The 24,110-nt window shown below is 68.8% G+C and carries 24 protein-coding genes, 1 tRNA gene and 2 pseudogenes; 15 read left to right on the top strand and 12 right to left on the bottom strand.

Annotation, left to right across the window (positions count from 1 at the left end):
* Window positions 1–3 precede the first annotated feature (3 nt).
* The 3 genes from EXE50_RS10000 to EXE50_RS09990 all read left to right on the top strand — a co-directional run bounded on the left by EXE50_RS10000 (window position 4) and on the right by EXE50_RS09990 (window position 2,261).
* Complete coding sequence (locus EXE50_RS10000; RefSeq protein WP_137704996.1) at window positions 4–843, top strand: hypothetical protein; 840 nt, start codon at window positions 4–6, stop codon at window positions 841–843.
* Window positions 840–1,490, top strand: coding sequence for a chromosome partitioning protein ParA (locus EXE50_RS09995; RefSeq protein ID WP_053770391.1), 651 nt, complete (start codon window positions 840–842; stop codon window positions 1,488–1,490). Before EXE50_RS10000 ends, EXE50_RS09995 begins: the two co-directional genes overlap by 4 nt.
* Window positions 1,491–1,565: 75 nt before the next feature.
* Window positions 1,566–2,261, top strand: coding sequence for a peptidase (locus EXE50_RS09990; RefSeq protein ID WP_137704995.1), 696 nt, complete (start codon window positions 1,566–1,568; stop codon window positions 2,259–2,261).
* A 27-nt stretch (window positions 2,262–2,288) separates the two neighbouring features.
* Here the strand turns inward: EXE50_RS09990 and EXE50_RS09985 are convergent, their stop codons facing one another.
* Window positions 2,289–2,594 carry a HalOD1 output domain-containing protein gene (locus EXE50_RS09985; RefSeq protein ID WP_053770389.1) on the bottom strand — a complete coding sequence of 102 codons (306 nt, stop codon included), beginning with the start codon at window positions 2,592–2,594 and terminating at the stop codon, window positions 2,289–2,291.
* Between the two features lie 123 nt (window positions 2,595–2,717).
* On the opposite strand from EXE50_RS09985, the gene EXE50_RS09980 reads away from it, so the two are divergent.
* The 3 genes from EXE50_RS09980 (at window position 2,718) to EXE50_RS17180 (ending at window position 6,282) form a co-directional block, all read left to right on the top strand.
* Window positions 2,718–4,247, top strand: a complete 1,530-nt coding sequence (locus EXE50_RS09980) for a phenylalanine--tRNA ligase subunit alpha (protein WP_137704994.1) — start codon at window positions 2,718–2,720, stop codon at window positions 4,245–4,247.
* Window positions 4,247–6,007 (top strand): phenylalanine--tRNA ligase subunit beta, encoded by a 1,761-nt coding sequence (gene pheT, locus EXE50_RS09975; RefSeq protein WP_137704993.1) that lies wholly within the window; start codon window positions 4,247–4,249, stop codon window positions 6,005–6,007. Before EXE50_RS09980 ends, pheT begins: the two co-directional genes overlap by 1 nt.
* Before the next feature lie 119 nt (window positions 6,008–6,126).
* Window positions 6,127–6,282, top strand: coding sequence for a hypothetical protein (locus EXE50_RS17180; protein ID WP_158293540.1), 156 nt, complete (start codon window positions 6,127–6,129; stop codon window positions 6,280–6,282).
* An 84-nt stretch (window positions 6,283–6,366) separates the two neighbouring features.
* Here EXE50_RS17180 and EXE50_RS09970 read toward each other — a convergent pair whose 3' ends face one another.
* Window positions 6,367–7,005 (bottom strand): bifunctional 4-hydroxy-2-oxoglutarate aldolase/2-dehydro-3-deoxy-phosphogluconate aldolase, encoded by a 639-nt coding sequence (locus EXE50_RS09970; RefSeq protein WP_137704992.1) that lies wholly within the window; start codon window positions 7,003–7,005, stop codon window positions 6,367–6,369.
* Between the two features lie 196 nt (window positions 7,006–7,201).
* Between EXE50_RS09970 and dgoD the strand changes: the two genes are divergently transcribed.
* The 5 genes from dgoD to kdgK1 all read left to right on the top strand — a co-directional run bounded on the left by dgoD (window position 7,202) and on the right by kdgK1 (window position 11,286).
* Window positions 7,202–8,353, top strand: a complete 1,152-nt coding sequence (gene dgoD, locus EXE50_RS09965) for a galactonate dehydratase (protein ID WP_053770385.1) — start codon at window positions 7,202–7,204, stop codon at window positions 8,351–8,353.
* A 40-nt stretch (window positions 8,354–8,393) separates the two neighbouring features.
* Window positions 8,394–9,224, top strand: a complete 831-nt coding sequence (locus EXE50_RS09960) for an SDR family NAD(P)-dependent oxidoreductase (RefSeq protein WP_053770384.1) — start codon at window positions 8,394–8,396, stop codon at window positions 9,222–9,224.
* Between the two features lie 184 nt (window positions 9,225–9,408).
* Entirely contained in the window at window positions 9,409–9,717 is a 309-nt protein-coding gene (locus EXE50_RS09955) for an AbrB/MazE/SpoVT family DNA-binding domain-containing protein (RefSeq protein WP_137704991.1), read from the top strand.
* Window positions 9,714–10,181 carry a PIN domain-containing protein gene (locus EXE50_RS09950; protein ID WP_241982670.1) on the top strand — a complete coding sequence of 156 codons (468 nt, stop codon included), beginning with the start codon at window positions 9,714–9,716 and terminating at the stop codon, window positions 10,179–10,181. The genes EXE50_RS09955 and EXE50_RS09950 overlap by 4 nt, the downstream gene beginning before the upstream one ends.
* Before the next feature lie 148 nt (window positions 10,182–10,329).
* Window positions 10,330–11,286: a bifunctional 2-dehydro-3-deoxygluconokinase/2-dehydro-3-deoxygalactonokinase gene (gene kdgK1 / locus EXE50_RS09945; protein ID WP_053770977.1), complete on the top strand. Its 957-nt coding sequence runs from the start codon at window positions 10,330–10,332 to the stop codon at window positions 11,284–11,286.
* Between the two features lie 86 nt (window positions 11,287–11,372).
* Here the strand turns inward: kdgK1 and EXE50_RS09940 are convergent, their stop codons facing one another.
* From EXE50_RS09940 to EXE50_RS17760, 7 genes and pseudogenes are all read right to left on the bottom strand, one after another.
* Window positions 11,373–12,377: a Gfo/Idh/MocA family protein gene (locus tag EXE50_RS09940; protein WP_137704990.1), complete on the bottom strand. Its 1,005-nt coding sequence runs from the start codon at window positions 12,375–12,377 to the stop codon at window positions 11,373–11,375.
* Window positions 12,378–12,459: 82 nt separating this feature from the next.
* Window positions 12,460–13,032 (bottom strand): peroxidase-related enzyme, encoded by a 573-nt coding sequence (locus tag EXE50_RS09935; RefSeq protein WP_053770380.1) that lies wholly within the window; start codon window positions 13,030–13,032, stop codon window positions 12,460–12,462.
* A gap of 388 nt (window positions 13,033–13,420) precedes the next feature.
* Window positions 13,421–15,802: a polyphosphate kinase 1 gene (ppk1, locus tag EXE50_RS09930; RefSeq protein ID WP_077152241.1), complete on the bottom strand. Its 2,382-nt coding sequence runs from the start codon at window positions 15,800–15,802 to the stop codon at window positions 13,421–13,423.
* Between the two features lie 168 nt (window positions 15,803–15,970).
* On the bottom strand, window positions 15,971–16,300 hold the full coding sequence (locus tag EXE50_RS09925) for a hypothetical protein (RefSeq protein WP_053770378.1): 330 nt from the start codon (window positions 16,298–16,300) through the stop codon (window positions 15,971–15,973).
* Between the two features lie 202 nt (window positions 16,301–16,502).
* On the bottom strand, window positions 16,503–17,381 hold the full coding sequence (locus EXE50_RS09920; protein ID WP_240471121.1) for a hypothetical protein: 879 nt from the start codon (window positions 17,379–17,381) through the stop codon (window positions 16,503–16,505).
* A gap of 139 nt (window positions 17,382–17,520) precedes the next feature.
* The gene (locus EXE50_RS09915) at window positions 17,521–17,739 is read right to left on the bottom strand and encodes a hypothetical protein (RefSeq protein ID WP_053770377.1); all 219 of its coding nucleotides are present in this window, start codon (window positions 17,737–17,739) and stop codon (window positions 17,521–17,523) included.
* Window positions 17,740–17,928: 189 nt separating this feature from the next.
* Window positions 17,929–18,144 (bottom strand): annotated as a pseudogene (locus EXE50_RS17760) (hypothetical protein); the annotation flags it as partial.
* Window positions 18,145–18,345: 201 nt separating this feature from the next.
* Between EXE50_RS17760 and EXE50_RS09905 the strand changes: the two are divergent.
* The gene (locus EXE50_RS09905) at window positions 18,346–18,789 is read left to right on the top strand and encodes a type IV pilin (RefSeq protein ID WP_199241339.1); all 444 of its coding nucleotides are present in this window, start codon (window positions 18,346–18,348) and stop codon (window positions 18,787–18,789) included.
* 544 nt (window positions 18,790–19,333) lie between these two features.
* Here the strand turns inward: EXE50_RS09905 and EXE50_RS09895 are convergent.
* Both EXE50_RS09895 and EXE50_RS17175 read right to left on the bottom strand, forming a co-directional pair.
* Window positions 19,334–19,406, bottom strand: a tRNA-Arg gene (locus EXE50_RS09895).
* Between the two features lie 27 nt (window positions 19,407–19,433).
* A complete protein-coding gene (locus EXE50_RS17175; protein WP_158293541.1) occupies window positions 19,434–19,601 on the bottom strand; it encodes a hypothetical protein in 168 nt (55 codons plus the stop codon).
* Window positions 19,602–19,789: 188 nt separating this feature from the next.
* Here EXE50_RS17175 and EXE50_RS09890 point away from each other — a divergent pair, with 188 nt between their 5' ends.
* The 3 genes from EXE50_RS09890 (at window position 19,790) to pepF (ending at window position 23,864) form a co-directional block, all read left to right on the top strand.
* Window positions 19,790–21,406 carry a PAS domain-containing sensor histidine kinase gene (locus EXE50_RS09890; RefSeq protein WP_137704987.1) on the top strand — a complete coding sequence of 539 codons (1,617 nt, stop codon included), beginning with the start codon at window positions 19,790–19,792 and terminating at the stop codon, window positions 21,404–21,406.
* 67 nt (window positions 21,407–21,473) lie between these two features.
* Window positions 21,474–21,974 (top strand): ribosomal protein S18-alanine N-acetyltransferase, encoded by a 501-nt coding sequence (rimI, locus tag EXE50_RS09885; protein WP_053770375.1) that lies wholly within the window; start codon window positions 21,474–21,476, stop codon window positions 21,972–21,974.
* A 90-nt stretch (window positions 21,975–22,064) separates the two neighbouring features.
* The gene (pepF, locus tag EXE50_RS09880) at window positions 22,065–23,864 is read left to right on the top strand and encodes an oligoendopeptidase F (protein ID WP_137704986.1); all 1,800 of its coding nucleotides are present in this window, start codon (window positions 22,065–22,067) and stop codon (window positions 23,862–23,864) included.
* Window positions 23,865–23,990: 126 nt separating this feature from the next.
* Here pepF and EXE50_RS17755 read toward each other — a convergent pair.
* Window positions 23,991–24,110: pseudogene (locus EXE50_RS17755) on the bottom strand (IS6 family transposase); the annotation flags it as partial.

The raw sequence follows: 24,110 nt of genomic DNA, 5'->3' as shown, positions 1-24,110 counted from the left end.
CGCATGGAACTCGACTGGTCCGTCGACCGCGAGGGGGAGGCGTCGCTCGTGGGTGTCCGGGTTCGCAACGACGGGGCGGTCCCGCGGCGGGTCCGGATCGAGAGCCGGCTGGACGGTCCCGTCCTGCCGCCGCGTCGCGGCGGTGTTCCCGAACGCGGATGGGACGCGACCGGCGTCACCGCGGTGATCGACCCGGGCGAGCGCGCGGCGTTCGGGTTCGCGGCGGTGGCGGAGCCGGTCGACCCGCCGGTCGAAATCGCGGGGGTCGAGCCCGCGACCGCGGAGCCGAACGGGGATGACGCGGCGACCGGAGGCGACGCGGTCCGCGTGCGGGAAGCGGTCCGCGACCTCGACTCCCATCGTCCTCCGCGGCAGGTGGTCGACGGTGCGGGGGCGGTCAACGGTGACGGAAACGTGAGCGACGGCGACGAATCCGGGAGCGCGAGAGCGAGCGACTCGGACGAGACCGAGCGGGCGCGAAGCGGGGGCGACCCGGGAACCGACGACGACGCGGACGCGAGCGGGGGGGCCGCCGAGGGCGACGCGGAGCGGTCGGCGACAGCCGAATCACCGCCGACTGCGACGGCGGCCGACGGGGTCGACGCGTGGTTCGCGGCCGTCGAGGACCGGGTCGAGCGGGCGGAGCGGCTGAGCGGCGCCGACCTCGAAACGGCGACCGCGGTCGTCGAGGAGGCCGGCGGCCTCGACGCGGTCGCGTCTCTCGACGAGCGCGTCGCGGCAGACGCCGAGCGGCTGCGGGCGGTCCGCGACCGCGCCGCGGCGCTGGCCGAGCGGGCGGAAGCGAGCGAGGTGCCGACCGCTGCGCTGGAGGATCTGGCGTGATCCTCGCGGTCGCCGGCGGGAAGGGCGGCGTGGGGAAGACGACGCTGGCGTACAACGTCGCCGCCGCGCTCGGCGGGATCGTCGTCGACGCGGACCTCGGGATGGCCGACCTGCCGGACGGCCGCGGCCCCGACCTCCACGACGTGCTGGGCGGCGCGGCGGACCCTGTCGATGCGGTGCGGCCGGGACCGGTCGACATCGTCCCGTGCGGCCGGACGCTGGCAGGGGCGCGGGCGGCCGACCTGACGCGGTTGGAGGGGGCGGTCGCCGCGGTCGAACGGGAGTTCGGGACCGTCGTCCTCGACTGTCCCGCGGGGCGCCGCGCCGACGCCGGCGTGCCGCTCGCGGTCGCGGACGCCTGCCTCCTCGTCGTCTCGCCCCGGGCGTTCGCGCTGGCCGACGCGATCCGCACCCGAGAGCTCGCCCGCGAACTCGACGCCGGGCTGGTCGGCTGCGCGGTCAACCGCGTGACAGAGCCGCCGCCGGTCGAAGCGATCGGCGACGCGCTCGGCGCGCCGGTCGAGGTGATCCCGGCCGATCCCCGCGTCGGCCGGTCCGTCGCCGGGGAGCGGCCGGTCGTCGGCGCCGCGCCCGACAGCGAGGCCGCGGCGGCGGTCCGGGCGCTCGCTCGCCGCGTTCCGGAGTGACCGGCGGAGGCGGTGACCTGGCGGCACGTCGCGACACCGCGCCTTTTTACTCCGGGCGTCCCGTCAGCGAGAGCGATGATCAGGGTCGCGCTCGTCGTCGGCGTCGCCGTCGTCGCCGCGCTCGCCGTCGCCGTCGGACCGCTGTACGCGGCCGACCGCTTCCGGGACCTCCGGGAGCCGACGGACGCCGAGCGGGCGCAGATCGCGGCGCTTGCGGACCCCGGCGGGCTCGGCGTCGACCGGATCGCGATCGAGTCCGTCGACGAGGAAAACGCGGCGGGCGTCGACGGCGCCTCGGCGGCCGCCGGCCCCGCGGAGGTGTCGGTCCGGGGACCGCCCGGCCGACGAGTGTTGTTCCTCACGGAGGACGTGCTGACCGACCTCGGCGAGGACGCCGCGATCGGCCTGTTCGCGGCGGAGGCGGGGCGGGTCGCGACGTACTACGCCGAGTTCCGCGCGGTCGCGGTCGGGGCGGTGCTGGCGGCGCTTTCGGCCGTCGTCACGGCGCTCGTCCCGTTCGAGTCCGGCTTCGCCGCCCTCGTCGCCGTCGGGCTCGTCTCCTTCTGGGCCGGGCGGCGCGTCCAGTACGCGGCGGACGGCCGCGCCGCGGACGCCGTCGGCGCCGCGCGCGTCGCGGACGCGTTCGAGCGGGTCGCGGCGCGCCGCGGCGCCGAGCCTGAGACCGGCGACTGGTCGACGTGGTTCGAGGTTCAGCCGCCGCTCGGGGACCGGATCGCGCGGCTCCGCGAACGGGCGGCGGAAGGTGAGTAACGGCGGCGTTCGGAACCGATTCCCGAGTTAGTTCCGCGCCCGGCGAGCGACCGCGGAGTCGGGGCCGACGCGGACGTCGTAGCCCGCGACCGTGAGCGAGACGTCGACGTCCGCGCCGGAGCGACCGGCGACGAGCGCGTTCAGCGCGTCGGGATCGACGTGGTCGTACAGCACGACGCCCTCCTCGGGGAGTTCGGTCGGGTCGACGCCGGCGAGTTCGGCGATCGCCTCGACGACGGCGAGGCTCGGCGCGGGGCCGTCGCCGCCGTGACTGACGCGCGCCGTCTCCGGGACCGGTCCGGAATCGCTCGATTCGGCCGTTACGCTGCTCATACCCACTCTACTCGCATATACTATATAACTCAGTCGTTCAACTTATCAGAAATGATTATCGAAGGTCGCGGTCCGGTCCCGGAACCGTTACCAACCAGCCGCCCGCGTGTAGGGATAACTCGAATGCGACTCCCGGAACGACAGCTCGCGGTCCTCGAGGCCGCGAGCGCGACGGACGAACGAACGGTGGCGGAGATAGCCGACGGGACAGACCTCAGGCCGGAGACGGTCGCCGGCGCCGCCTTCGACCTGGCCGACGAGGGGCTCGTGGAGGTCGGCTCGGCGACCGACGAGACGCTCGATCTCACCGACGAGGGGCGGCGCTACGTCAAGGCGGGGCTGCCGGAGACGCGGCTCTACCGGGCCGGGCTCGACGCGGGCGCCGACGCCGAGCCGGCCGCGATGGGCGCGGTCATCGGCGAGGCGGACCTGGACGGTCCCGAGGTCGACATCGCGCTCGCGAACTTCGCGCGGAAGGGCCTCGGGAGCGTCGACGGCGGCGAGCTCTCGGTCGACCCGGACGCCGACCCGGACGCCGACCCCGAGGCGGCGGCGCTCGCGGCGCTCGCGGACACCGGCGGCGAGGGGCTCGACGCGGACGCCCTCGGCGTCGACGGCGCCGTGATCGAGCAGCTCGACTCGCGCGGGCTCGTGGCGGTCGGCGAGTCGGTCACCCGGACGGTGACGCTGACCGACGACGGCGTCGACGCGCTGATGACCGGCGTGGAGGCGACCGAGACGGTCGGCGCGCTCACGCCCGAGCTCCTCGCGAGCGGCGACTGGCGTGACGCCGAGTTCGCCGAGTACAACGTCGAGGCCGAGGCGGAGACGGCCCGCGGCGGCCGCAAACACGTCCTCCGCCGGACCGCCGACCGCGTGAAGGACGTGCTGGTCGGCATGGGGTTCCAGGAGATGGAGGGCCCCCACGCCGACGCCGACTTCTGGATCAACGACTGCCTGTTCATGCCCCAGGACCACCCGGCGCGGACCCACTGGGACCGGTTCGCGCTCGACGTGGACCCGATGGACTCGATCCCGGACGAGCTGATGGCCCGGGTCGAGGCCGCCCACCGCGACGGGTGGGGGCTCGACGGCGACGGCTACCACTCGCCGTGGTCGGCCGACTTCGCCCGCGAGGTGGCGCTCCGCGGCCACACCACGTCGCTGTCGATGCGCTACCTCTCCGGGGTCGCGGGCGCCGAGCTGGAGCCCCCCCAGCGCTACTTCTCCGTCGAGAAGGTGTACCGCAACGACACGCTCGACCCGACGCACCTCCTGGAGTTCTTCCAGATCGAGGGGTGGGTGATGGCCGAGGACCTCTCGGTGCGCGACCTGATGGGCACCTTCGAGGAGTTCTACCGGCAGTTCGGCATCACCGACATCCGGTTCAAGCCGCACTACAACCCCTACACCGAGCCCTCCTTCGAGCTGTTCGGCGAGCACCCGGAGACGGGCGAGGAGATCGAGATCGGGAACTCCGGCGTCTTCCGCGAGGAGGTCACCGGCCCGCTCGGCGTCGACTGCGACGTGATGGCGTGGGGGCTCGCCCTCGAACGCCTCGCGATGTTAACCACCGGCGCGGAGGACATCCGCGACCTCCACGGCACCCTCGCCGACATCGACTTCCTGCGGAACGCGGAGGTGAGCTACTGATGCCCGTCGTCGACGTCGACCCCGACGAGCTGCGCGAGCTCACCGGCCACGACGAGAAGGGCGACGCGGAGCTGAAAGACGACCTGTTCGGGCTCGGCTTAGAGTTCGAGGGCGAGACCGACGACGGCATGTTCCAGTTCGAGTTCGCGCCCGACCGCCTCGACCGGCTCTCCGTCGAGGGGGTCGCGCGCTCGCTGCGCTACCACTACGGCGACGCGCGCGGCGTCTACGTGCCGAGCGCGAACGACCCCGAGTGGACCATCGAGGTCGACGAGTCGGTGCCCGACGAGCGGCCGTTCGTCACCGGCGCCGTGGTCCGCGGCGTCGACCTCGACGAGGCGGCGCTGGAGTCGCTGATCCAGCTCCAGGAGAAGCTCCACGCGACGATGGGCCGCGGCCGCGCGAAGGGCGCCATCGGGATCCACGACCTCGCGATGGTGAAGGGCGCGCCGCTCCAGGAGGGCGCGGAGCCGTCGATCACCTACCGCGGCGTCGACCCCGAGGGCGACGCGTTCGTCCCGCTCGACGCGAACGACGAGCTGACGCCCGCCGAGGTCCTGGCGGAACACGACACGGGGACGACCTACGCGGACCTCGTCGAGGACCTCGACCGCTACCCGGCGATCTACGACGAGCTCGGTCTCTTCTCGTTCCCGCCCGTCATCAACGGGAAGCGGACCGAGGTGACGACCGGCTCGCGCGAGCTGTTCGTCGAGCTCACCGGCACCGACCAGTGGACGATCGACCGGATGTGCAACATCATCTGTTACGCGCTGTCGGCTCGCGGCGCGACGATCGAGGAGGTCGAGGTGAACTACGCCGACGGCGCGACGCACCCGAGCGAGTACGGGGCCGAGCTGGTCCGCCCGAACCTCGACACCGACGAGAAGAGCGTCTCGCACGACCGGATCGAGACGCTGCTCGGCGTCGACTTCGAGCCCGAGGAGGTCGTCGACTGCTTCGAGCGCGCCGGCCTCGGCGCCTCCTACACGCTCGGCGACGACGTCCGGTACGACGTGGAGATCCCGCCGTACCGCGTCGACGTGCTCCACCCGCTCGACCTCGTCGACGACGTGGGGCGGGCGTACGGCTTCGACGAGCTGGAGCCGCGCTACCCCGACGTCGGCACCGTCGGCGGGCGCCACGAGCGCTCCCGGCTGGAGGACGCGGTCCGAACGAGCCTCGTGGGGCTCGGCTTCGAGGACCTGCTGAACTTCCACATGACGAGCGGGACCGAGAACTACGACCGGATGCGGATCGAGCCGGGCACCGGCGGCGCCGCGGTCAACGGGGACGGCGTCTTCGGCGGCGGCGAGCCGGTCGAGATCACGGAGCCGTACAGCGAGGAGTACACCCAGCTCCGCACCTGGGCGCTCCCGTCGCTCGTGATGCTCTTAGAGCGGAACACCCACAACGCCTACCCGCAGGACGTCGCCGAGGTCGGCTTCGTCGCCGAGCGCGACGAAGACGCGGACACGAACGTCGCCGAGTCGCGCCGCGTCGCGGGCGCGGTCGCCCGCCGCGACGCCTCCTACGAGGCCGCGAAGGGACGGCTCCAGGCGCTCTGTGACGACTTCGACGCCGACTTGGCGACCCCGCGGACCGAACACCCCTCGTTCATCGAGGGGCGCGCCGCCGCCGTCGCGATCGACGGCGAGCGCGTCGGCGTCATCGGCGAGCTCCACCCCGCGGTGCTCGTCGAGCACGACCTGGAGGTCCCGGTCGCGGCCTTCGAGTTCGACCTCGACGCGCTGCGCTGAGCGGCCGGGAGGCTCGATCGGAGGACGACGGAACTTCCGGTTCGGCGGTTCCGTCACGAATTATCACGAGTCCGATCCGGAGCAGAAGACATATATTCGTCTTGCCGTACTCGCCGGGCATGAACTGCGACAGATGCGGCGTCGACGCCTCGCTCGCGCACCGGGACGTCGACGGCTTCGCGTACTACCTGTGTGACGCCTGTATCAACGGGTGGGACGCGGTCCGCGGTTCGTCGCCCGAGGCCGGCGACGAGACGCGCTCGACCGCGCAGTAGCGCGCGTCGCCCGCGACGGCGACGCCGAAGCCGGAGCGTCGGCGCGCGGAGCGGCCGCTCCCGGCGCGCCGGAGAGCGGAGCGGTCACTCGCGGGCCGCCGCGACGGCTTCGACCACCGCGCGCGCGTTCGCCCGGACCGCGTCGAAGTCGCCGGCGGCGATCGCCTCGCCGTCGGCGATCGAACTGCCGACGCCGACCGCGGCCGCGCCCGCGTCGATGTACTCGCCGGCGTCGTCCGCGCCGACGCCGCCGGTCGGCACGAGCGGGATCTGACCGAGCGGGCCGCCGATCGCCGCGACGTGGTCCGGGCCGCCGGTCGCCGCGGGGAACACCTTCACGAGGTCGGCGCCCGCCTCGAAGGCGTCGAGCGCCTCGGTCGGCGTGTACGCCCCGACCGCGATCGGCGTCCCGTAGCGGTTCGCGGTGCGGATCGCGCCGCGGTTCACCGTCGGCGTCACGAGGAACTCGGCGCCGGCGAACTGCGCCGCGCGCGCGGTCTCCGCGTCGAGGACGGTGCCGGCGCCGACGACCGCGTCGTCGACGCGGTCGGCGATCGCCGCGATTGACGCCGTCGCGTCCGGCGTGTCCGCCGTCACCTCCAGCGCCGTCACGCCGGCGTCGACGACCGCGTCCGCGACTCGCACGGCGTCGTCGCGCTCGACGCCGCGGAGGATCGCGATCACGCCGCCGTCCGTGATCCGGCCGAGTCGGTCGGTTCGCATGCGTGGTACCTGCCCGCGGGGGGGCTTAAATCGGCCGTGTGGGGATCGGGCGCGGACGACCGCACCCGCCCGCTATTTAACCGGCGGACGGGCAAGTACGACCGAGGCGACAGACCGGTCCGCGTCGGACGGCGACGGCGACGGACGACGCCCGAGTCCCGCGGCCGTCGGACCGGTCCGGAGACCCCAACACACCATGCACATCACCGACTACGAGCTGTTCGAAGTGCCGCCCCGCTGGCTGTTCCTGAAGCTCACGACGAGCGACGGGACCGTCGGCTGGGGGGAACCGATCGTGGAGGGGCGGTCCCACACGGTCGTCGCGGCCGTCGAGGAGCTGCTCGACGACTACCTGCTCGGCGAGGACCCGGCGCGGATCGAGGACCACTGGCAGGCGATGTACCGCGGCGGCTTCTACCGCGGCGGGCCGGTCCTGATGAGCGCCATCGCCGGCGTCGACCAGGCGCTGTGGGACATCAAGGGGAAGGGGATCGGGGCGCCCGTCCACGAGCTGCTCGGCGGTCGCGCGCGCGACCGGGTCCGCGTCTACCAGTGGATCGGCGGCGACCGGCCGGCGGACGTGGGCGAGGCCGCCCGCGAGAAGGTCGACGCCGGCTTCTCCGCGCTGAAGATGAACGCCACCCCGGAGCTGGAGTCGATCGACTCGCCGGCCGCGGTCGACGCCGCGGCCGACCGGATCGCGGCCGTCCGGGAGGCGGTGGGCGACGAGGTCGACGTCGGCGTCGACTTCCACGGCCGGGTGGCGAAGCCGATGGCCCGCCGGCTCGCGGCCGCGCTGGAGCCGTACGACCCGATGTTCATCGAGGAGCCGGTGCTGCCCGAGAACAACGACGCGCTGCCGGCGATCCGGGCGTCGACGACGATCCCGATCGCGACCGGCGAGCGGATGTACTCGCGGTGGGACTTCAAGGAGGTGTTGGAGGCGGACGCGGTGGACCTGATCCAGCCGGACGTCTCCCACGCCGGGGGGATCACCGAGCTGAAGAAGATCGCCTCGATGGCCGAGGCGTACGACGTGTCGGTCGCGCCGCACTGCCCGCTCGGCCCGATCGCGCTCGCGTCCTGCATCCAGGTCGACGCCTGCACGCCGAACGCGCTCATCCAGGAGCAGTCGCTCGACATCCACTACAACGAGACGAGCGACGTTTTGGACTACCTCGCCGACCCCTCGGTGTTCGAGTACCGCGACGGGTTCGTGGAGGTCCCCGACGGCGACGGGCTCGGGATCGAGGTCGACGAGGCGCACGTGCGCGAGCAGGCCGAGGAGGCGGTCGACTGGCACAACCCCGTCTGGCGCCACGACGACGGGTCGGTCGCGGAGTGGTGATCCCGATGGCGATCGACCCGCGGCGACGGGGGGAGAGCCGATGACCCGTCGACCGGAGTCGCCGACCGAGGGCGCGGTCCCGGGCCGGTTCGCCGGCGAGACCGCGGTCGTGACGGGGTCGACTCGGGGCATCGGCGCCGGCGTCGCGGAGCGGCTGGCCGCCGAGGGGGCGAACGTCGTGGTCAGCGGGCGCTCGGAGGCGGCCGGCGAGGCCGTCGTCGAGCGGATCGCGGCGGGAGGCGAGCGAGGAGACGCGACGTTCGTCCGCGCCGACATGCGCGACCCGGACGACGTGGCCGCGCTGGCGGAGGCGGCCGCCGAGCGCTACGGCTCGGTCGACGTGCTCGTGAACAACGCCGGGGTCCAGACGGAGACGGCCGCCGACGAGGCGACGCTCGACGACTGGGCGTTCGTCGTCGAGACTGACTTCCGGGCGTACTGGCTGGCGGCGCGGGCCGCCCTCGAACACATGGACCGCGGCGCGATCGTGAACGTCTCGTCGAACCACGCGTACGCGACGATGCCGGCACACTTCCCGTACAACGCGGTCAAGGCGGGCATCAACGGCATGACGCGGTCGCTCGCGGTCGACTTCGGCCCCCAGGTTAGGGTGAACACGGTCGTCCCCGGCTGGGTGGAGGTCGAGCGGACGCGCGAGGAGCTCCCCGAGGGGCGGCTGGAGGAGGTCGAGGCGATCCACCCGGCCGGGCGGATCGGGACGCCGGCCGACGTCGCCGGCGCCGTCTCCTTCCTCGCGAGCGATGACGCCGCCTTCGTCACTGGGGCGGCGCTGCTCGTCGACGGCGGCCGCGGCGCGGTGATGCAGGACGACACCCTCCCGGACTACCGGGCGCGAGAGGACGCGGAGTAGGCGGGGACCGCGCGGTTGAGACTGGGAGGCTGGGCACCGCGAGGGCTCCCGTCACACTCACTGTTCGTATATGATTGTGCCCCGCCCGGCACTCAGAAGTGACTCGCGAATCTCTAACGGGAGAATTAGTACGTCCCGAAAATTAATACCCAAACTATATTATTAACGCTCGCAAATTAAGAGTATGAGCGAATCAAGGTCAAAAGACGAGACTGAATCAGGCGGTGAGGACACCTCAGCGACGGTGTCTGTATCGTCGTCGGGACAAGCAACGATTCCGAAAAAGTTCCGTGACAAGCTCGGTATTGACGCTCCGGGACAGGTGACGTTCCGCGAGACCGATGACGGTGAGGTGGTGATCGAACGCGTCCGGTCCGCGCAGGAGATGGCTGGATTCGCGGCTCGCTCTGGTGAGCCGTCGACAGACAATCCAGCGAGCGAAATGCTCCGTGAGAAGCGAGAAGCCGACAAAGCCGAGCGTGATTCCGAGTGAGCGGTCGCGAAGTCTACTCGCCGCCGCCCGAGATCGTCTTCGACGCCGAGCCGTTGGTGGCGCACGCGGATGAAGAACCGGGCTATGAGAAGGTTGCCGCATACCTCGATGCTGTTGCGGACGGGGTTTCACAAGGGTATTTGAACCGGGTGAACGCGACCGAAGTACGCTACATCCTCGGCCGAAAATACGGCGAATCCGTCGCTGACGAATACTTCGAGTGGCTCGGCACGATCGGTATCCATCCCACTCAAGGGCAACGCGTTTGGGAGACTGCTTCCGACTACATCCTCGACTACAACCCCGCACTCGGTGACGCATACGCACTCGCAACTGCTGACCGCCTTGGAGCGACGCTACTGATCGGTGGGGACGACGATTACAATGAGATAATTGGTGATGCCGACGCGTGCCTGTCCATCGAACGATTCCGGCACGGAAGCGCATACCCGGAGACCCACTGAGAGCGTGGGCCCGATACTTCTCATATACTGTGAGGGCTACTGACGCACCCGACACTCGTCGGTCGACGGCGATCACCCCCTCTTATAATCGGCCGAGAGTAGCACCCAATATGAACCCGTCCGAGACCTGCGCCGCGGGGTGGCGCCGATGACCGACCTCGTCACGTTCGGCGAGACGATGCTCCGGCTGTCGCCGCCGCGCGGCGAGCGGCTGGAGACGACGCGCGAGTTCACCGTCCAGGCCGGCGGGGCGGAGAGCAACGTCGCGGTCGGGGCCGCGCGGCTCGGCGCCGACGCCCGCTGGCTCTCGAAGCTCCCCGACTCGCCGCTCGGCCGGCGGATCGCGACCGAACTGCAGAGCCACGGCGTCACTCCGAGCGTCGCGTGGGCGGACCCGGACGAGAGCCGCGTGGGGACCTACTACCTCGAACACGGCGGCGAGCCGCGCGGGACGAACGTGATCTACGACCGCGCCGACGCGGCGATCACGACCGTCGAGCCCGACGAGCTCCCCACCGACGCGGTCGCGGAAGCGGACTGGTTCCACACGACGGGGATCACGCCCGCGCTCTCCGAGGCGACCGCCGAGACGACGGGCGCGCTGTTGCGGACCGCCGGCGAGGCGGGGACGACGCGCTCGTTCGACCTGAACTACCGGGCGAAGCTCTGGGACCCGGAGACCGCGCGGGCGGCCTACGAAGACCTGTTCGAGGACGTCGACACGCTGTTCGTCCCGCGGCGAGACGCCCGGGAGGTGCTCGACCGCGAGGGGGGCGCCGTCGAGATAGCCCACGGGCTCGCCACGGAGTTCGGCTTCGACACGGTGGTCGTCACCCGCGGGCTGGAGGGGGCGGTCGCGCTCCACGACGGCTCGGTGTACGAACAGGACGTGTACGAGGCGGAGACGTTCGACGCGATCGGCACCGGCGACGCGTTCGTCGCCGGCTTCGTCGCCGAGCGGCTGCGCGGCGGCGACCTCTCCGCGGCGCTCCGGTGGGGGTCGGCGACCGCGGCGCTGAAACGCACCACCGACGGCGACCTCGCGGTGACGACCCGGGCGGAGGTCCGCGGCGTCATCGACGGCGAGGGCGGGATCGACCGGTGAGCCGGGCGGCGCCGAGCGGAGACTGACGGACTCTCGGGGCGCTGCGCCGGCGCCCGGCGAGGGCGGGTCGGGCCCGGTTCCGGCGGTCAGAGGTCGACCGGGCCGCCGTCGGCGGCGCTCTCGGCGAGCGCGTCGATGACCGCCATGTTGGCGACCGCCTCCTCGCCGCCGGTCAGGGGGGCGCTCCCGTCGGCGACGCGCTCGGCGAAGTGCTCGACCTGGAGCCGGTACTGGTCGACGGCGGGGAACGTCTCGACGCCGTGCCGGCCGTCGATCTCGTACGTCAGTTCGACGGGCTCGTCGGTCGGCGCGTCGAACGCGCGCTCGACTTCGACCCAGCCGTTCGTCGCGTCGACGCGGTACCGCTGGACCAGCTGCGTGTCGAACCCGGACGCGACCCGCGCCGAGCGGCCGTCGTCGTACGAGAGCACCCCCGCGAGCTCCGTGTCGACCCCGGCGCCGCGGGTGTCGCCGGCGTGGGCGTAGGCGCGGTCGGGCTCGCCGAGTATCGTCCGCGCGATCGAGACGGGGTAACAGCCCACGTCCATCAGCGACCCGCCCGCGAGGTCGGCGTCGAGCCGCACGTCGTTCGGGCGGTCGTACAGCGGGAAGCGGAAGGTGGCCGTCACCGTGCGCACGTCGTCGAGGTCGTCCGCCGCGAGCGCGACGGCGCGCTCGGTGGGGGGGTGATAGCGGTACATGAACGCCTCCATCAGCGTGACGCCCCGCTCGTCGCAGCGGGCGACCACGTCGCGCGCCTCGTCGGCGTCTGCGGCCAGCGGCTTCTCGCAGAGGACGTCCAGCCCGGCGTCGGCCGCGCGTTTCGTCCACTCGGCGTGGCTTCCGTTCGGGAGCGGGACGTACACGGCGTCGAGCGCGTCGTCGTCGAGCAGAGCCCCGTAGGAGCCGTAGCTGCGTGGGATTCCGTTCTCGGTCGCGAACCGCTTCGCGCGGGCGGCGTCGCGGGACGCCACCGCGCCGACGGCGTGGCCGCTGGCGGCGATCGCCGGGATCACCGCTTTACCGGCGATCGACGCGGTGCCGAGGACGCCGAATTCGAGGCTCGTCGAGCCGGCCGATGAATCGGACATGGCCGGGGCGACGCGCCCCCCGGGCAAGTCGGTTGGGGTCGGTGAGCGCGACGGCGGTCGGGTCCCAAGTCAATCGAGCCGGTCAGTCGCCTCGGCCCATCGCGTAGAACTCGTCGTTGGGGCGCATGTCGGCCACGGTCGCCATGCGGTTAGAGAGGTTGAAGAAGGCAGCCACAGCGGCCACGTCCCACACTTCCTCTTGTGAGAATCCGGCGTCGCGGAGTCGCTGGATATCTTCGGCGGCCACGCTCTCGGGGGAGTTCGTGAGTGTGACGGCGAAGTCCACCATCGCCATGTGGCGGTCCGAGATGTCCGCCTGTCGGTGGTTCGTCGCGAGCTGGTCGGCGAGTTTCGGTGCTCCGGCGTAGATACGACAGAGCGCCCCGTGACCGACCACGCAGTAGAGACAGTCGTTCGCGCCCGACACCGCCACCACGATCATCTCGACTTCCTCACGCGCGAGCGGCGTGTCTGTCACGAGCGCGTCGTAGTACGCGAAGAACGCGCGGAAGTGACTGGGCTTGTAAGCGAACGCCGAGAACACGTTGGGAGTGAATCCAGCGTCCTCGGTCTCCTCGTCAATCCTGTTGCGGAGGTCCTCCGGGAGGTCCTCGTACTCAGGCACTGGGAACCGTCGCATCGCGTCATCGTTCATGATCGCAGGGCCACGCTGAGACAACATAGCCGTTCCCCCTACCGATTCCGCGCCCGTCCGTCCGGAAGCGCGAACGCCTGCGCTCGCGGAACCTCCGGGAGGGCGCGACGTGACAGTTCCCGACGACACGCTTTTTGTTCACCGGTGACCCCCCGGCTGGGCGTTCTCGCGCCGTCGGCCTCGCTATCAGCCGCGCCTACGGCGGAACGCTCGCCGCCGACGACTGCCGAACCGACGAATCCCTCACCGTCGAGGCGACGAGTCATCGAGCGCGCTCGCTCGAAGAGCGTCGACCCGGCCCGAACGACTCCACGCAGGCGGCCTCGGTAGTCGGAGGTCTGCCGGCGGTGAATATGCACTACCGTGATAAACGGAACTCCGGCAGAGGTCACTCATACTCTGTCCGAAGCCGATTCCGTGCTCCGTCGCGCGTTTTGAAGTATCGCCGTTCGCCCTCCGCCGTTCGAACAGCCCAATCGTACGTCTCGCTATCAGGACGGTACCAGTGGTCAGCGTACACGTCGAACGCAGACGCGTCTCCGCCGTCCGAGTAGGTCTGTTCGTCGTCGGTATCGGAGGAGGCTTCGTTCGACCCTTCGGGGCTAGCGTCTGTCTCGGTCTCCGCCGCATCCTCGACGAGGAGCTCCTCCTCGACCAGATCCGTATCGACGATCATCCCCGGACCGTAGCCGTTGTCAAGCGCTGCTTCCGTGGCCGTCATCAGAATCTCTTGGATGTCTCGCACCGATTCGTCGTCGGAAGAGACCGGCTCGTAGGTCCCGTCGCTTTGCATCAGCCATCGACGGCGGTTGTCCGTTAGCGACGCCTCCAAGATGAACCGGAGCTGTTCGCGCAGTTGCGTGTCTTCGACCGGCGTGACCGCTTCCACTCGATAGTCGAGATTCCGGGTCATCCAATCGGCGGACCCGATGTACCACTCGGGGCTGCCCCCGTTCTCGAAATAGAATATCCGCGCGTGTTCGAGGAATCGACCGACGATCGAGTGGACGGTGATGTTCTCACTCAGTCCGTCGATACCGGGACGGAGTCGGCAGATGTCCCGGACGATCAAGTCGATCTCGACGCCGGCCATCGAGGCACGGTAGAGTTCCTCGACCATCGACGGGTCCTCGAGCCCGTTTACCTTGACCACCATCCGTGCCCGTCGACCGGCGCGAGCGTGCTCGGCCTCGCGTCTGACCATCTCCGTGAACCGCTCACGCATCGTGACGGGCGCGATCAGGAGCTTCCGGAAGCGATCGTCGATCGTCGGTCCGGTAAAGAAGTTGAACACTTTCGTGAGATCGAACCCGATGTCCCGGTCGGCCGTCAACAGCCCCAAGTCGGAGTACCCTTTCGCGGTCCCGGAATGGTAGTTTCCGGTCCCGATGTGCGAGTAGAGCTGAACGCCGTCGTCTTCCTGGCGCACGACGAGTGCCGTCTTCGTGTGCGTCTTCAGTCCCACAGTGCCGTACGCGACGTGGATCCCTTCCTCCTCAAGTTGCCGTACCCATTCGAGGTTGTTCTTCTCGTCGAAGCGAGCCTTGAGTTCGACCATCACCGCGACCTGCTTCCCGTTGTCGGCGGCGTTGATGAGACTCTGAATGACCTTCGAGTCGCTCGCCGTTCGATAGATTGCCGCCTTCACCGCCAACACGTCGGGGTCGGTCGCCGCCGCGTTGAGGAACCGCTGAACGGTACCCTCGAACGAGTGATACGGATGATGCGCCAGGATGTCGCCGTTCTTGATCTCGTCGAATATCCGCGCCGTCTCGTCGCTGGCCTCGCTCGTCACCGAACCCAGTCGCGGATGCGGCTTGGGTGACCACGCCGGGAGTTTGAGGTCGGGCCGGTCGTGGTCGATGAGTTCGAAGAAGTCCTCGAAGTCGATCGGCCCCTCGCGGTGGAACACCTCCCGGTCGGCGACCTCGAGTTGATCTTTGAGAATCGCCAGCGACTCGTCGGGCATGTCGGCGTCGACCTCCAGCCGGACCACCGTCGCGAAGCGTCGCTGTTCGATAACGTCTTCGACCATATCGACGAGGTCTTCGGCGACCTCTTCGTTCCGCCGCACCTCTGCGTTCCTCGTCACCTTGAACTTCGAGACGTCACGGATGTCGAGGTCCGGAAGTAGCAGATCGAGATTCCGTTCGATGAGGTCCTCGATGAGAACGTACCGGTCTGCCTCACCGGGGACGGTGATGAAGCGGGGTTGGTTCGGCGGGACCTTGATGCGAGTGAACGTCGGCTCGTCGCTCCCGGTCGACGAGAGAACGGCGAGCGAAAGCGAGAGGTTGGAGATGAACGGGAACGGGTGAGCGGGGTCGAACGCGAGCGGCGTCAGCGTCGGTAGGATGGACTCCTCGAAGTGCGTCCGTAGCTGTGCTTGATTCTCGTCGGAGAGTTCGGCAGGGGTACAGATCTCGATCCCGTTGTCAGCGAGCGTCGGCTTGAGAACGGACTGCCAGTACGCTGACTGTTGTGTGAACAGTGGTCGCGCGGCGTCGAGCACCTCGACCCACTGCTCTTTCGGTGTGCGTCCGTCGGGCGTCGTCTTCGTCACGCCGGCGTCGATCTGCTGTTTGAGTCCGCCGACGCGCTTCATGAAAAACTCGTCAGTGTTCTTCGTGAAGAACGCGAGAAACCGGAGCCGTTCGAGCGGCGGATTCCGATCGTCCATTCCCTCTCGGAGAACTCGCTTTTGAAACGCCAACTCGGAGAGTTCTCTGTTGAGGTAGTACTCCGAGTCCGTGAGGTCTCTCTCGGTCACGGCATCACCCGCGCGGAGAGCGTCGATACCGCGGAGCGACTCCGGAACGTGTGAGATGTGAGCTGCCGTGCCGCCGCTGACACGGTGACGGCGGCTCCATCTGGACGAGTGAGCGGCGCTCGGTCGGTGAATCCACCTGAGCGTGGACGGTTACGCCTCAACATCGAACTAGAGAGACGAAACCTCGACGGAAGAGGTTGACGCTGACTGGGACCGTTCGCCGCCGGACAGTGCGCCGTCCGGGAGCCATGTGTCGTCGCGGCCGGTCCACTCTTTGGTCGGGAGTCGACGGTGGCTCTCCGAGGGCACCACAATTTCGGTCGCGTCCGAAACGATCCCGTACTTCCGGATTGCCACCTTGGGTTCATCGAGATCGTGGCCGCGCAAGTGAGTCTCCGCCTGCGAGGACAGTTTCTGTTTCGAGTACTCGTTTCGTCGGCCTCCAAGCGCGCGGACAGCGTCACAGATCGGACACCGAAGGACCACGGCCGGTTTCATAGCCAATCGGTGAACTGCTAGCTATAAGAATCCCTATTAATAGGTCTATATATAAATATGACATATGTAACAATATACGGTCTAGCTCTCGGTCGAGGCCCAACGTTCGAAACGATCCTCGTGTGAACCGCTGTGCGTGTGTGATAGTGCTACGGACGATATTCGCCTTGGTAGCCTCGTTGGAGGACCCATGTCTTGATAGCTAATGCTGGCGGAGCTCCGACGCGTCGGCGATCGTCTGAAACTGCGTCGGATCTCGGAGGAACCCCCGTCCTGCGTCGGCGATCGCCGACCGATCGATGTACTCGATGCCGTCGCCATACACCGCCAGGACCGGCTCGTCTCGGAAGTCGCCGATCGGGCGAGACGTGGTACACTCCACTGCGACGTACGTGTCTCCCGGCAGCGTCGGCGCGTCAGCGTACGCTCCCGGGAGGTCGTCTTGGTGAACGGCCGCCAGCATGTGACCGGGGAGGACCCCCACCGCGGTTCGATAGCCGAACGCCGGCTGGGAGAGCATTCCGGCCAGCAGGTACGTGAGGTCCTCACAGTCACCACGGCCGTCGACTAGGGTCTCCTCGACGGTTCGAATGTAGTCCGGCAGTCCCGTCGATTCCGCGTCGGTCACGTACTCGAGCGAGTGGACGAGTCCGATCGCTCCTTCAAACCGAACCGACTCGGGGAGCGACCGGTGAGCGCGGTCATCCGTCACGCTCGCGTCCGCGAGCAGGTCCGTGAGCCGCTCGGCGTGACCGCTCGCCTTCGCCGCCTCGAAGCCGCTCAGGTATCCGTGCGTCTCGTCGACCGCCTGTCTGTACGCGGACCGCTCGAGTCGAAACTCCAGACGCCACTCTCGCCCCGCCCGGTCCGTCCACTCGTACGTCATCGCGTAGCCGTCCGCAGTCCGTTCTCGGGAGGCCGCACCGCCCTCGTCGACGGGTGCTGGCCGCGTCGGTTCGGCAGAGAAGAGAGACGACGCCACGGACCGCAGATCGGACGGGTCGACCACAGAGGAGACGACGGCCCCGAACGCGACTCGATCCAGCGCGGAGCCAAGGAGTTCCCGTCGTTTCAGACCCACCGAGGGATCACCTCAACCTCACCCGTTACCGGGGAAGGCACCTGGGTACTCGTCGGCCGGGGCGGTGGACCTGTCCCGGGCGAACTGCGTCGAACCCCTCGCCCTTCTCTCCGGCCGCGCTCGGGGTGTGTTCGGGCGGTTACCGGAAGCATTCGGGCTCGATGACGGAGTCGAGATCAACCGTCACCCACGCCGACATCCGCTCGTCGTCAGTCGCGTCAGCCGGGAACACCGTGACCCGGTCGGGGCCCGACGAGCGCCTGTCGACCTGATGAACCAGATCTGTGTACGGGGGGGTCGTCGATTTCGGTCCGGTCGTCTCGGGGGTCGTCGGCGTCCGATTAGTGTCTGTTGTCATCCGTTACTCGGTCGGGGGATTCGGCGGCCGGTGCTTGAACCCTTATAATAGGTGACCGAACGCGTCGGCATCTGACCAGTGGACTATATACTCGTCGTGACCGGTCCGTTACGCTCGGTCTCGCTCGGCGAAGACGACCTCATTCTGAGTGTTAACTACGACTGCCTTCGGTCAAAGTAACACGCCGATGTCGCGGTCTCGGACGTGGTCCGGAACGGTGTCCTTGAGCCACCCGCGAACGCGCTCGGGAGGGCGGTCGAGCGCGCGACCGACGCGGGCCCGTCCGGCGTCCGGTGTTCGGCAGCGTACCCGCGAACACGGCGGTAATGGAGAACCTTCTCCCACGGGCCCTGGATACACGCGATCGCCGTGAGTTCGAGCAGGAACTTTCGCCGTAGGGTCCAGAGAAATTAACACACATCAACAATTTTGACTCTCTCCGTCCAATTTTCTGCGCTGATACTCATGCCAATAAGTACATAAGGCAGTTAGATGAATGGGTGTACAACCAGCAACCGATCCGAACGAAGACAGAGACAGACAGGCGTCGGCGGCGGCGCTTACGTCTCCGAGATCTCGTTCGTCGGTGGCCGCTGGGTTCAAACAATGAAACCAAGCAACCAATCCAACGCGGACGACAGGGCAGTGAGTCCCGTCGTCGGCGTCATCCTCATGGTCGCAATCACTGTCATCCTGGCGGCCGTTATCGGGACGTTCGTGCTCGGACTCGGCGATCAGTTAGGAGATACCGCTCCGCAGGCGAGTTTCGATGTGGATAGTGCCGGCGATAATGCTGCCGGCGATACTACACTCAACATTACCAAAACTGGAGGACAGGATATTCCGACCAGTGATCTCGTTTTGTCGATTGACGGGGTAAGGTATGATAATGCCACGGTCAGTGGTAGCGGCGACTGGCAAACTGGTGAGACAAGGACCTACACTGAAGCCAGCGCAGACGACTTCCCGTCCGGAGAAGCTACGGTTCAGATTGTTCACGACCCGAGTGGGAACGTGATCTTCGAAGCAACAGCCGACTTCAGTACGTAACCGGGCTGTTAGTCCCTCGATCGGCTTTCTATTATTGTTCGATACCGCAATCCGAGTACATCGGTGTTGAACTTCTGGATCGTGAATACATCCGCGTCGGACCCCACGGGGTCGCGTCAAGAACCCACTTCCGCGAGGTTTCACGCTCGCACCAAGAGTTCGAGTAGCGTCTGCAGTTCACCGTTCTCGGGGAAGGGCACCAGGTACGAGCGCTCCCCCCGCAGATCCGCACCCACGAGTCGTACTCGGGACACCGGTGAGCACGGTCCTTGTCGTCGCCGTGAACTCGACCGAACCGCGACAGGAGGTGCGACCCGCACTTCCGACGGACCCCGGACTCGTCCGACTCGATCCGGAGGTCCATCATCCGGAGATCGCCCCGACGTTGGTCGGGTCGATCGGCCGACGCGAAGGGGTCGCGATCGGTGCCGCATTCAACCCGATTTCAGGACCGGGTGTCGAAGAAGGCGATTCGTCTGCTTCAGTGGCTTAGCGAGTCGCTGTGGCGGAATTGGTGTTAGTCGTGAAGCGGTTCGTGAGGAAGCGGGCGCGACGGGATTTGAACCCGCGGCATCTTGGTCCGGAACCAAGTGCTCTGTCCGCTGAGCTACGCGCCCTCACGAGGCGATACCCGCGGCGCGCGTTTAATCCTTCTGACTCGGATCCTCGGCGGGCGGCCACGGGTCAGTCTGCCACTCGAAGGCGTCGGCGTCGACCGCCGCGTCAGTACCGCCGTCGGTCCGGGCGCGGTCAGTCGCGTCGCCCTCGGCGTCGACGTCTCGGTGCCGCTCCCGCCAAGTATGTTCGACCATGTCCGCGCCGCCGTCAGAGAGGTGTGGGCCTCGCAGCGGCGACGTCTCACGATCCGCGAGGCTTCGTCGGACACCAACGGTGGCACGCGGCCGGGATCCATCGGCTGCGCGACAGTCAATTATCAATTCTGATTCCGACGGCGCGCAGTTTTATGCTATCGTAGTCGTACTATCTAGCAGAACTGACTGTGACCCTCCGGCCATCCGACACGTCGACGCCGGGCCGCGGCGCCGACGAGGGCGACGCTTCGAACACCGACACCGCATCGGCGGTCGACGCCCCCCGCACCGACACCGCATCGGCGTCGGCCGGCACGGACGCGACGCCCGCCGAGAGCCGGTCCCGGGTCACCGAGGCGGACCGGTTCCTGCTGGCCGTGGCCGTCGGCGGCGAAGTCCTGTTCGCGGGGCCGTCGGCGCCGGACGTCGTCGGCGTGGACCGCGGCGAACTCGTGGGCAGCGACCTCCTCGACCGCGTCCACCCGAGCGACCGCGAGCCGGTCGCCGACGCGCTGTCCGCGGTCGCGACGAGCCGGACGGTCACCCACCGCATCCGCCGCGCGAGCGGCGGGTACGCGTGGGTCGAGTCCGTCGTCGACGAGGAGCTCGCCCCGCAGTTCGCCGGGCGGATCGTCACAGTCCGGCGCGTCGACGTCGACCGCACCTTCCCGGAGCGCTACCGCGCCTTCCTGGAGTACGGCAGCGACCTCGTCACAGTCGTCGACGGAGACGGGGTCGTCGTCTACGAGAGCCCCTCCGTCGCGGAGGTGCTCGGCTACGAGCAGGGGTCGACCGTCGGGCGCTCGCCGCTCGGCTACGTCCATCCGGACGATCGCGAGCGCGTGACGGAGCGGTTCTATCGCGCGCTCGACGAGCCGGACGCGTCCCCGACGCTGGAGTACCGCTACCGCACCGCCGACGGCGACTGGGTCTGGCTGGAGTCGCGGACCCGCTCGCTGCCGGCCGACAGCCCAGTGGGCGAACTGCTCATCAACTCCCGGGACGTGAGCGCTCGGAAGGCGCGCGAGCGGCGGCTCACGGACCGGAACGAGCGGCTCGACCGCTTCGCGAGCATCGTCTCGCACGACCTTCGGAACCCGCTGTCGGTGATCCGGGGGTCGATCGAGATGGCGCGGCTGCGCGGCGAGACGGAGCCCCTCGAACGCGGCGAGCGCGCCGTCGACCGGATCGACCAGCTCGTCTCGGAGCTGCTCACCCTCGCGCGACAGGGGACCGGCATGGACCAACCGACGGAGTTCGCGCTCGCGAGCGTCGCCCGCGACGCCTGGGAGACCGCCACCGAGGGCGAGGAGAACGCGGAGTTGGTCGTCGCCCGCGACGCCCGGGTGTACGGCGACCGCGGTCGGGTGCGACAGGCCTTAGAGAACCTGTTCCGCAACGCGACCGAACACGCGAATCCGGACGCAAACGAGTCTGAGGCACCCGAATCGGGGGAAGACGTGCCCGAGTCCGGCGGCGACGCAGACGACCTCACCGTCCTCGTCACCGCCACCGACGAGGGGTTCCTCGTCGCCGACGACGGGACCGGCATCGACCCCGACGACCGGGAGTCCGTGTTCGACTCCGGGTACACGACGCGAGCGGACGGGACGGGCTACGGGCTCGACATCGTCCGCGAGGTGGTCGAGTCGCACGGGTGGCGCGTCGACCTTCGGACGACCGCGGACGGCCCCGTCGGCCTCGCCGACGGCCGTCGGCTCCGGCCGCCGGACGGCGCCTGCTTCGAGGTGTGCGCGCCCGACCCCGCCGACGCCGACCCGGGCGAGCCCTGGATCGAGGCGTGAGCGAGGCGGCGCGCCGCCGCCCCGGTCGACCCGGCGCGTTTATTCCCCGCGGGCCGCAAACTGACCCGTGAGCGCCGCCGACGTCACGATCCGAGGCGCCGAGTCCGCCGACCTCCTCGCGGTGGTCCGGATCGAGCGGGCCTGCTTCTCGGACCCGTGGCCGCACGACGCCTTCGAGCGGCTGCTCGACGAGCCGGCGTTCCTCGTGGCGGAGCGGGCGGGCGCGGTCGTCGGGTTCGTCGTCGCCGACCGGACCCCGAACCACGGCCGCGACATCGGCCACGTCAAGGACCTCGCCGTTCACCCCGACGCCCGCGGCGAGGGGGTCGGCCGAACCCTCCTCCGGTCGGCGCTGGCCCGCCTCCGTGCGACCGGCGTGGCCGTCGTCCGGCTCGAAGTGCGCGAGGGGAACGACCCGGCGCGGTCGCTGTACGCCGACGAGGGGTTCGAGCCGATCCGCCGGGTCGGCGGCTACTACCGCGACGGCGAGGACGCGCTCGTGCTCGTCGTCGACCTCGCGGCGTGGGCCGAGGGCGATGAAAGCGGCGGACGGGGCGAGCCGCGTTGACACGCCACGGGTGGTTCCGGTTCGCACGCATATCGGTCCGCCGCGCGGGGTTTGACAAGGCTTAGTGTGCGGGAGGCCGACCCGAACGGTATGAGTTCGGTTCCCGAGCGGTCCGAGATCGACACCGAGTACAAGTGGGACCTCGACGGCATCTACGCCGACGACGAGGCGTGGGAGTCGGCCTACGAGACGGTCGCCGACCGGGTCGACGAGCTGGCCGCCTACGAGGGGCGGGCGGTCGAGGACGCCGCCACCCTCCTCGAACTGCTCGAACTGCGCGAGGAGATATTCCGCGAGCTCCAGCAGGTGATGACGTACGCCCGCCTGCGCAGCGCCGAGGACACGCGGAACCAGGAGTACCAGGCGATGTCCGCGCGGGCGTCGTCGCTCGGCTCCGAGGCGTCGAGCGCGGTCTCGTACCTCGAACCGGAGATCCAGTCGCTCACGGAGTCGGACGTCGAGGCGTTCGTCGACGACGAGCCCGCCCTCGCCGAGTACGAGCACTACCTCGACGACGTCCTGCGAAAGAAGCCGCACACGCGGTCGAGCGAGGTCGAGGAGGTGCTGGCGGACCTCTCGGAGGTCACCGACGCGCCGAGCGAGATCTACTCGATGCTGACGAACGCCGACATGACCTACGGCGTCGTCGAGGACCCGGACGGCGAGGAGGTCGAGATCACGCAGGCGAACTTCACGAAGCTCCAGACGAACCCGGACCGCGGGTTCCGCGAGCGCGTCCACGAGACGTTCTACGACGAGTGGGCCGACGTGCGCAACACGGTCGGCACCTCCTTGGAGAAGGCCGTCCGCGAGCACGTCACGAGCGCCGAGATCCGCGACTACGACTCGGCGCGGGCCGCCGCGCTCGACGACTCGAACGTCCCGGTCGAGGTGTACGACACCCTCGTCGACACCGTCGACGACAACCTCGACGTGCTCCACCGCCACGCGGAGCTGAAGGCGGCGGCGCTCGGCGTCGACCAGCTCCAGAGCCACGACCTCTACATGTCGCTGACGGGCGACCAAGGCCCCGACGTGGAGTACGAGCAGGCCCGCGAGTGGGTGATCGAGGCGGTCGCGCCGCTCGGCGACGCCTACCAAGAGCGGCTGGCCGAGGGGCTCGACTCGCGCTGGGTCGACGTGTACGAGAACCGCGGGAAGCGCTCGGGCGCGTTCTCCTCGGGCACGTACGACACCCAGCCGTACATCATGATGAACTACCAGGACGACATCGCGTCGATGTACACGCTGGCCCACGAGCTGGGCCACTCGATGCACTCCGAGCTCGCCGGCGACGCGCAGCCGTGGCACGACGCGAGCTACGAGATCTTCGTCGCGGAGATCGCCTCGACGGTCAACGAGACGCTGCTCACCCACCACCTGCTCGACACCGTCGAGGACGACGAACTCCGGACGCACGTCCTCGACGAGTACCTCGAACGCTTCCGCTCGACCCTCTTCCGCCAGACGATGTTCGCGACGTTCGAACAGCGGATCCACGAGCGCGTGGAGGCCGGCGACGCGCTCACGCCCGACGCCTTCGACGAGATGTACGGCGACCTGAAGAGCGACTACTACGCGCCCGCCGAGCTGACCGGCGGCATCGAGCGCGAGTGGCAGCGCATCCCGCACTTCTACTACGACTTCTACGTCTACCAGTACGCGACCGGCATCTCCGCCGCGGCCGCCATCGTCGAGCGCGTCCTCGACGAGGGCGAGTCCGCGGCCGCCGACTACCGCGAGATGCTGAAGGCGGGCGGCTCCGAGTACCCGCTCGACGTGGTCGAACTCGCCGGCATCGACATGGCCTCGCCCGACCCGATCGAGTCCGCGGTCGGCGTCTACGACGACTACCTCGACGAGATCGCGGCGCTGCTCGACCTCGAATAGTCGGCTCGGCGCGATCTGACGGACGCTCTCATTTATAAATAAACGGCTCCGTTGAAATCCCATTGGTCAGACGTGTTCTCGTCTGAATCAACCGGTCGATGAGGACTGCGTGTGTAGCAGGTCGCGTTAAGTTTGGCGTGAATTGTGGTAGACGGCGAAGGCTTCGAGCCAGTTTTGAGCTGTCTCTAGCGCGACATTGCTGAAACTATTCGCAAATGATGATGTTCGTCGTTCTATCTCCCAAAA

This window comes from Halorubrum sp. ARQ200, from assembly GCF_005435115.1.
GTDB lineage: Archaea > Halobacteriota > Halobacteria > Halobacteriales > Haloferacaceae > Halorubrum > Halorubrum tropicale.
The sequence above is the reverse complement of the archived record's forward strand: the minus strand, read 5'-3'. Positions and strand labels throughout refer to the sequence as shown.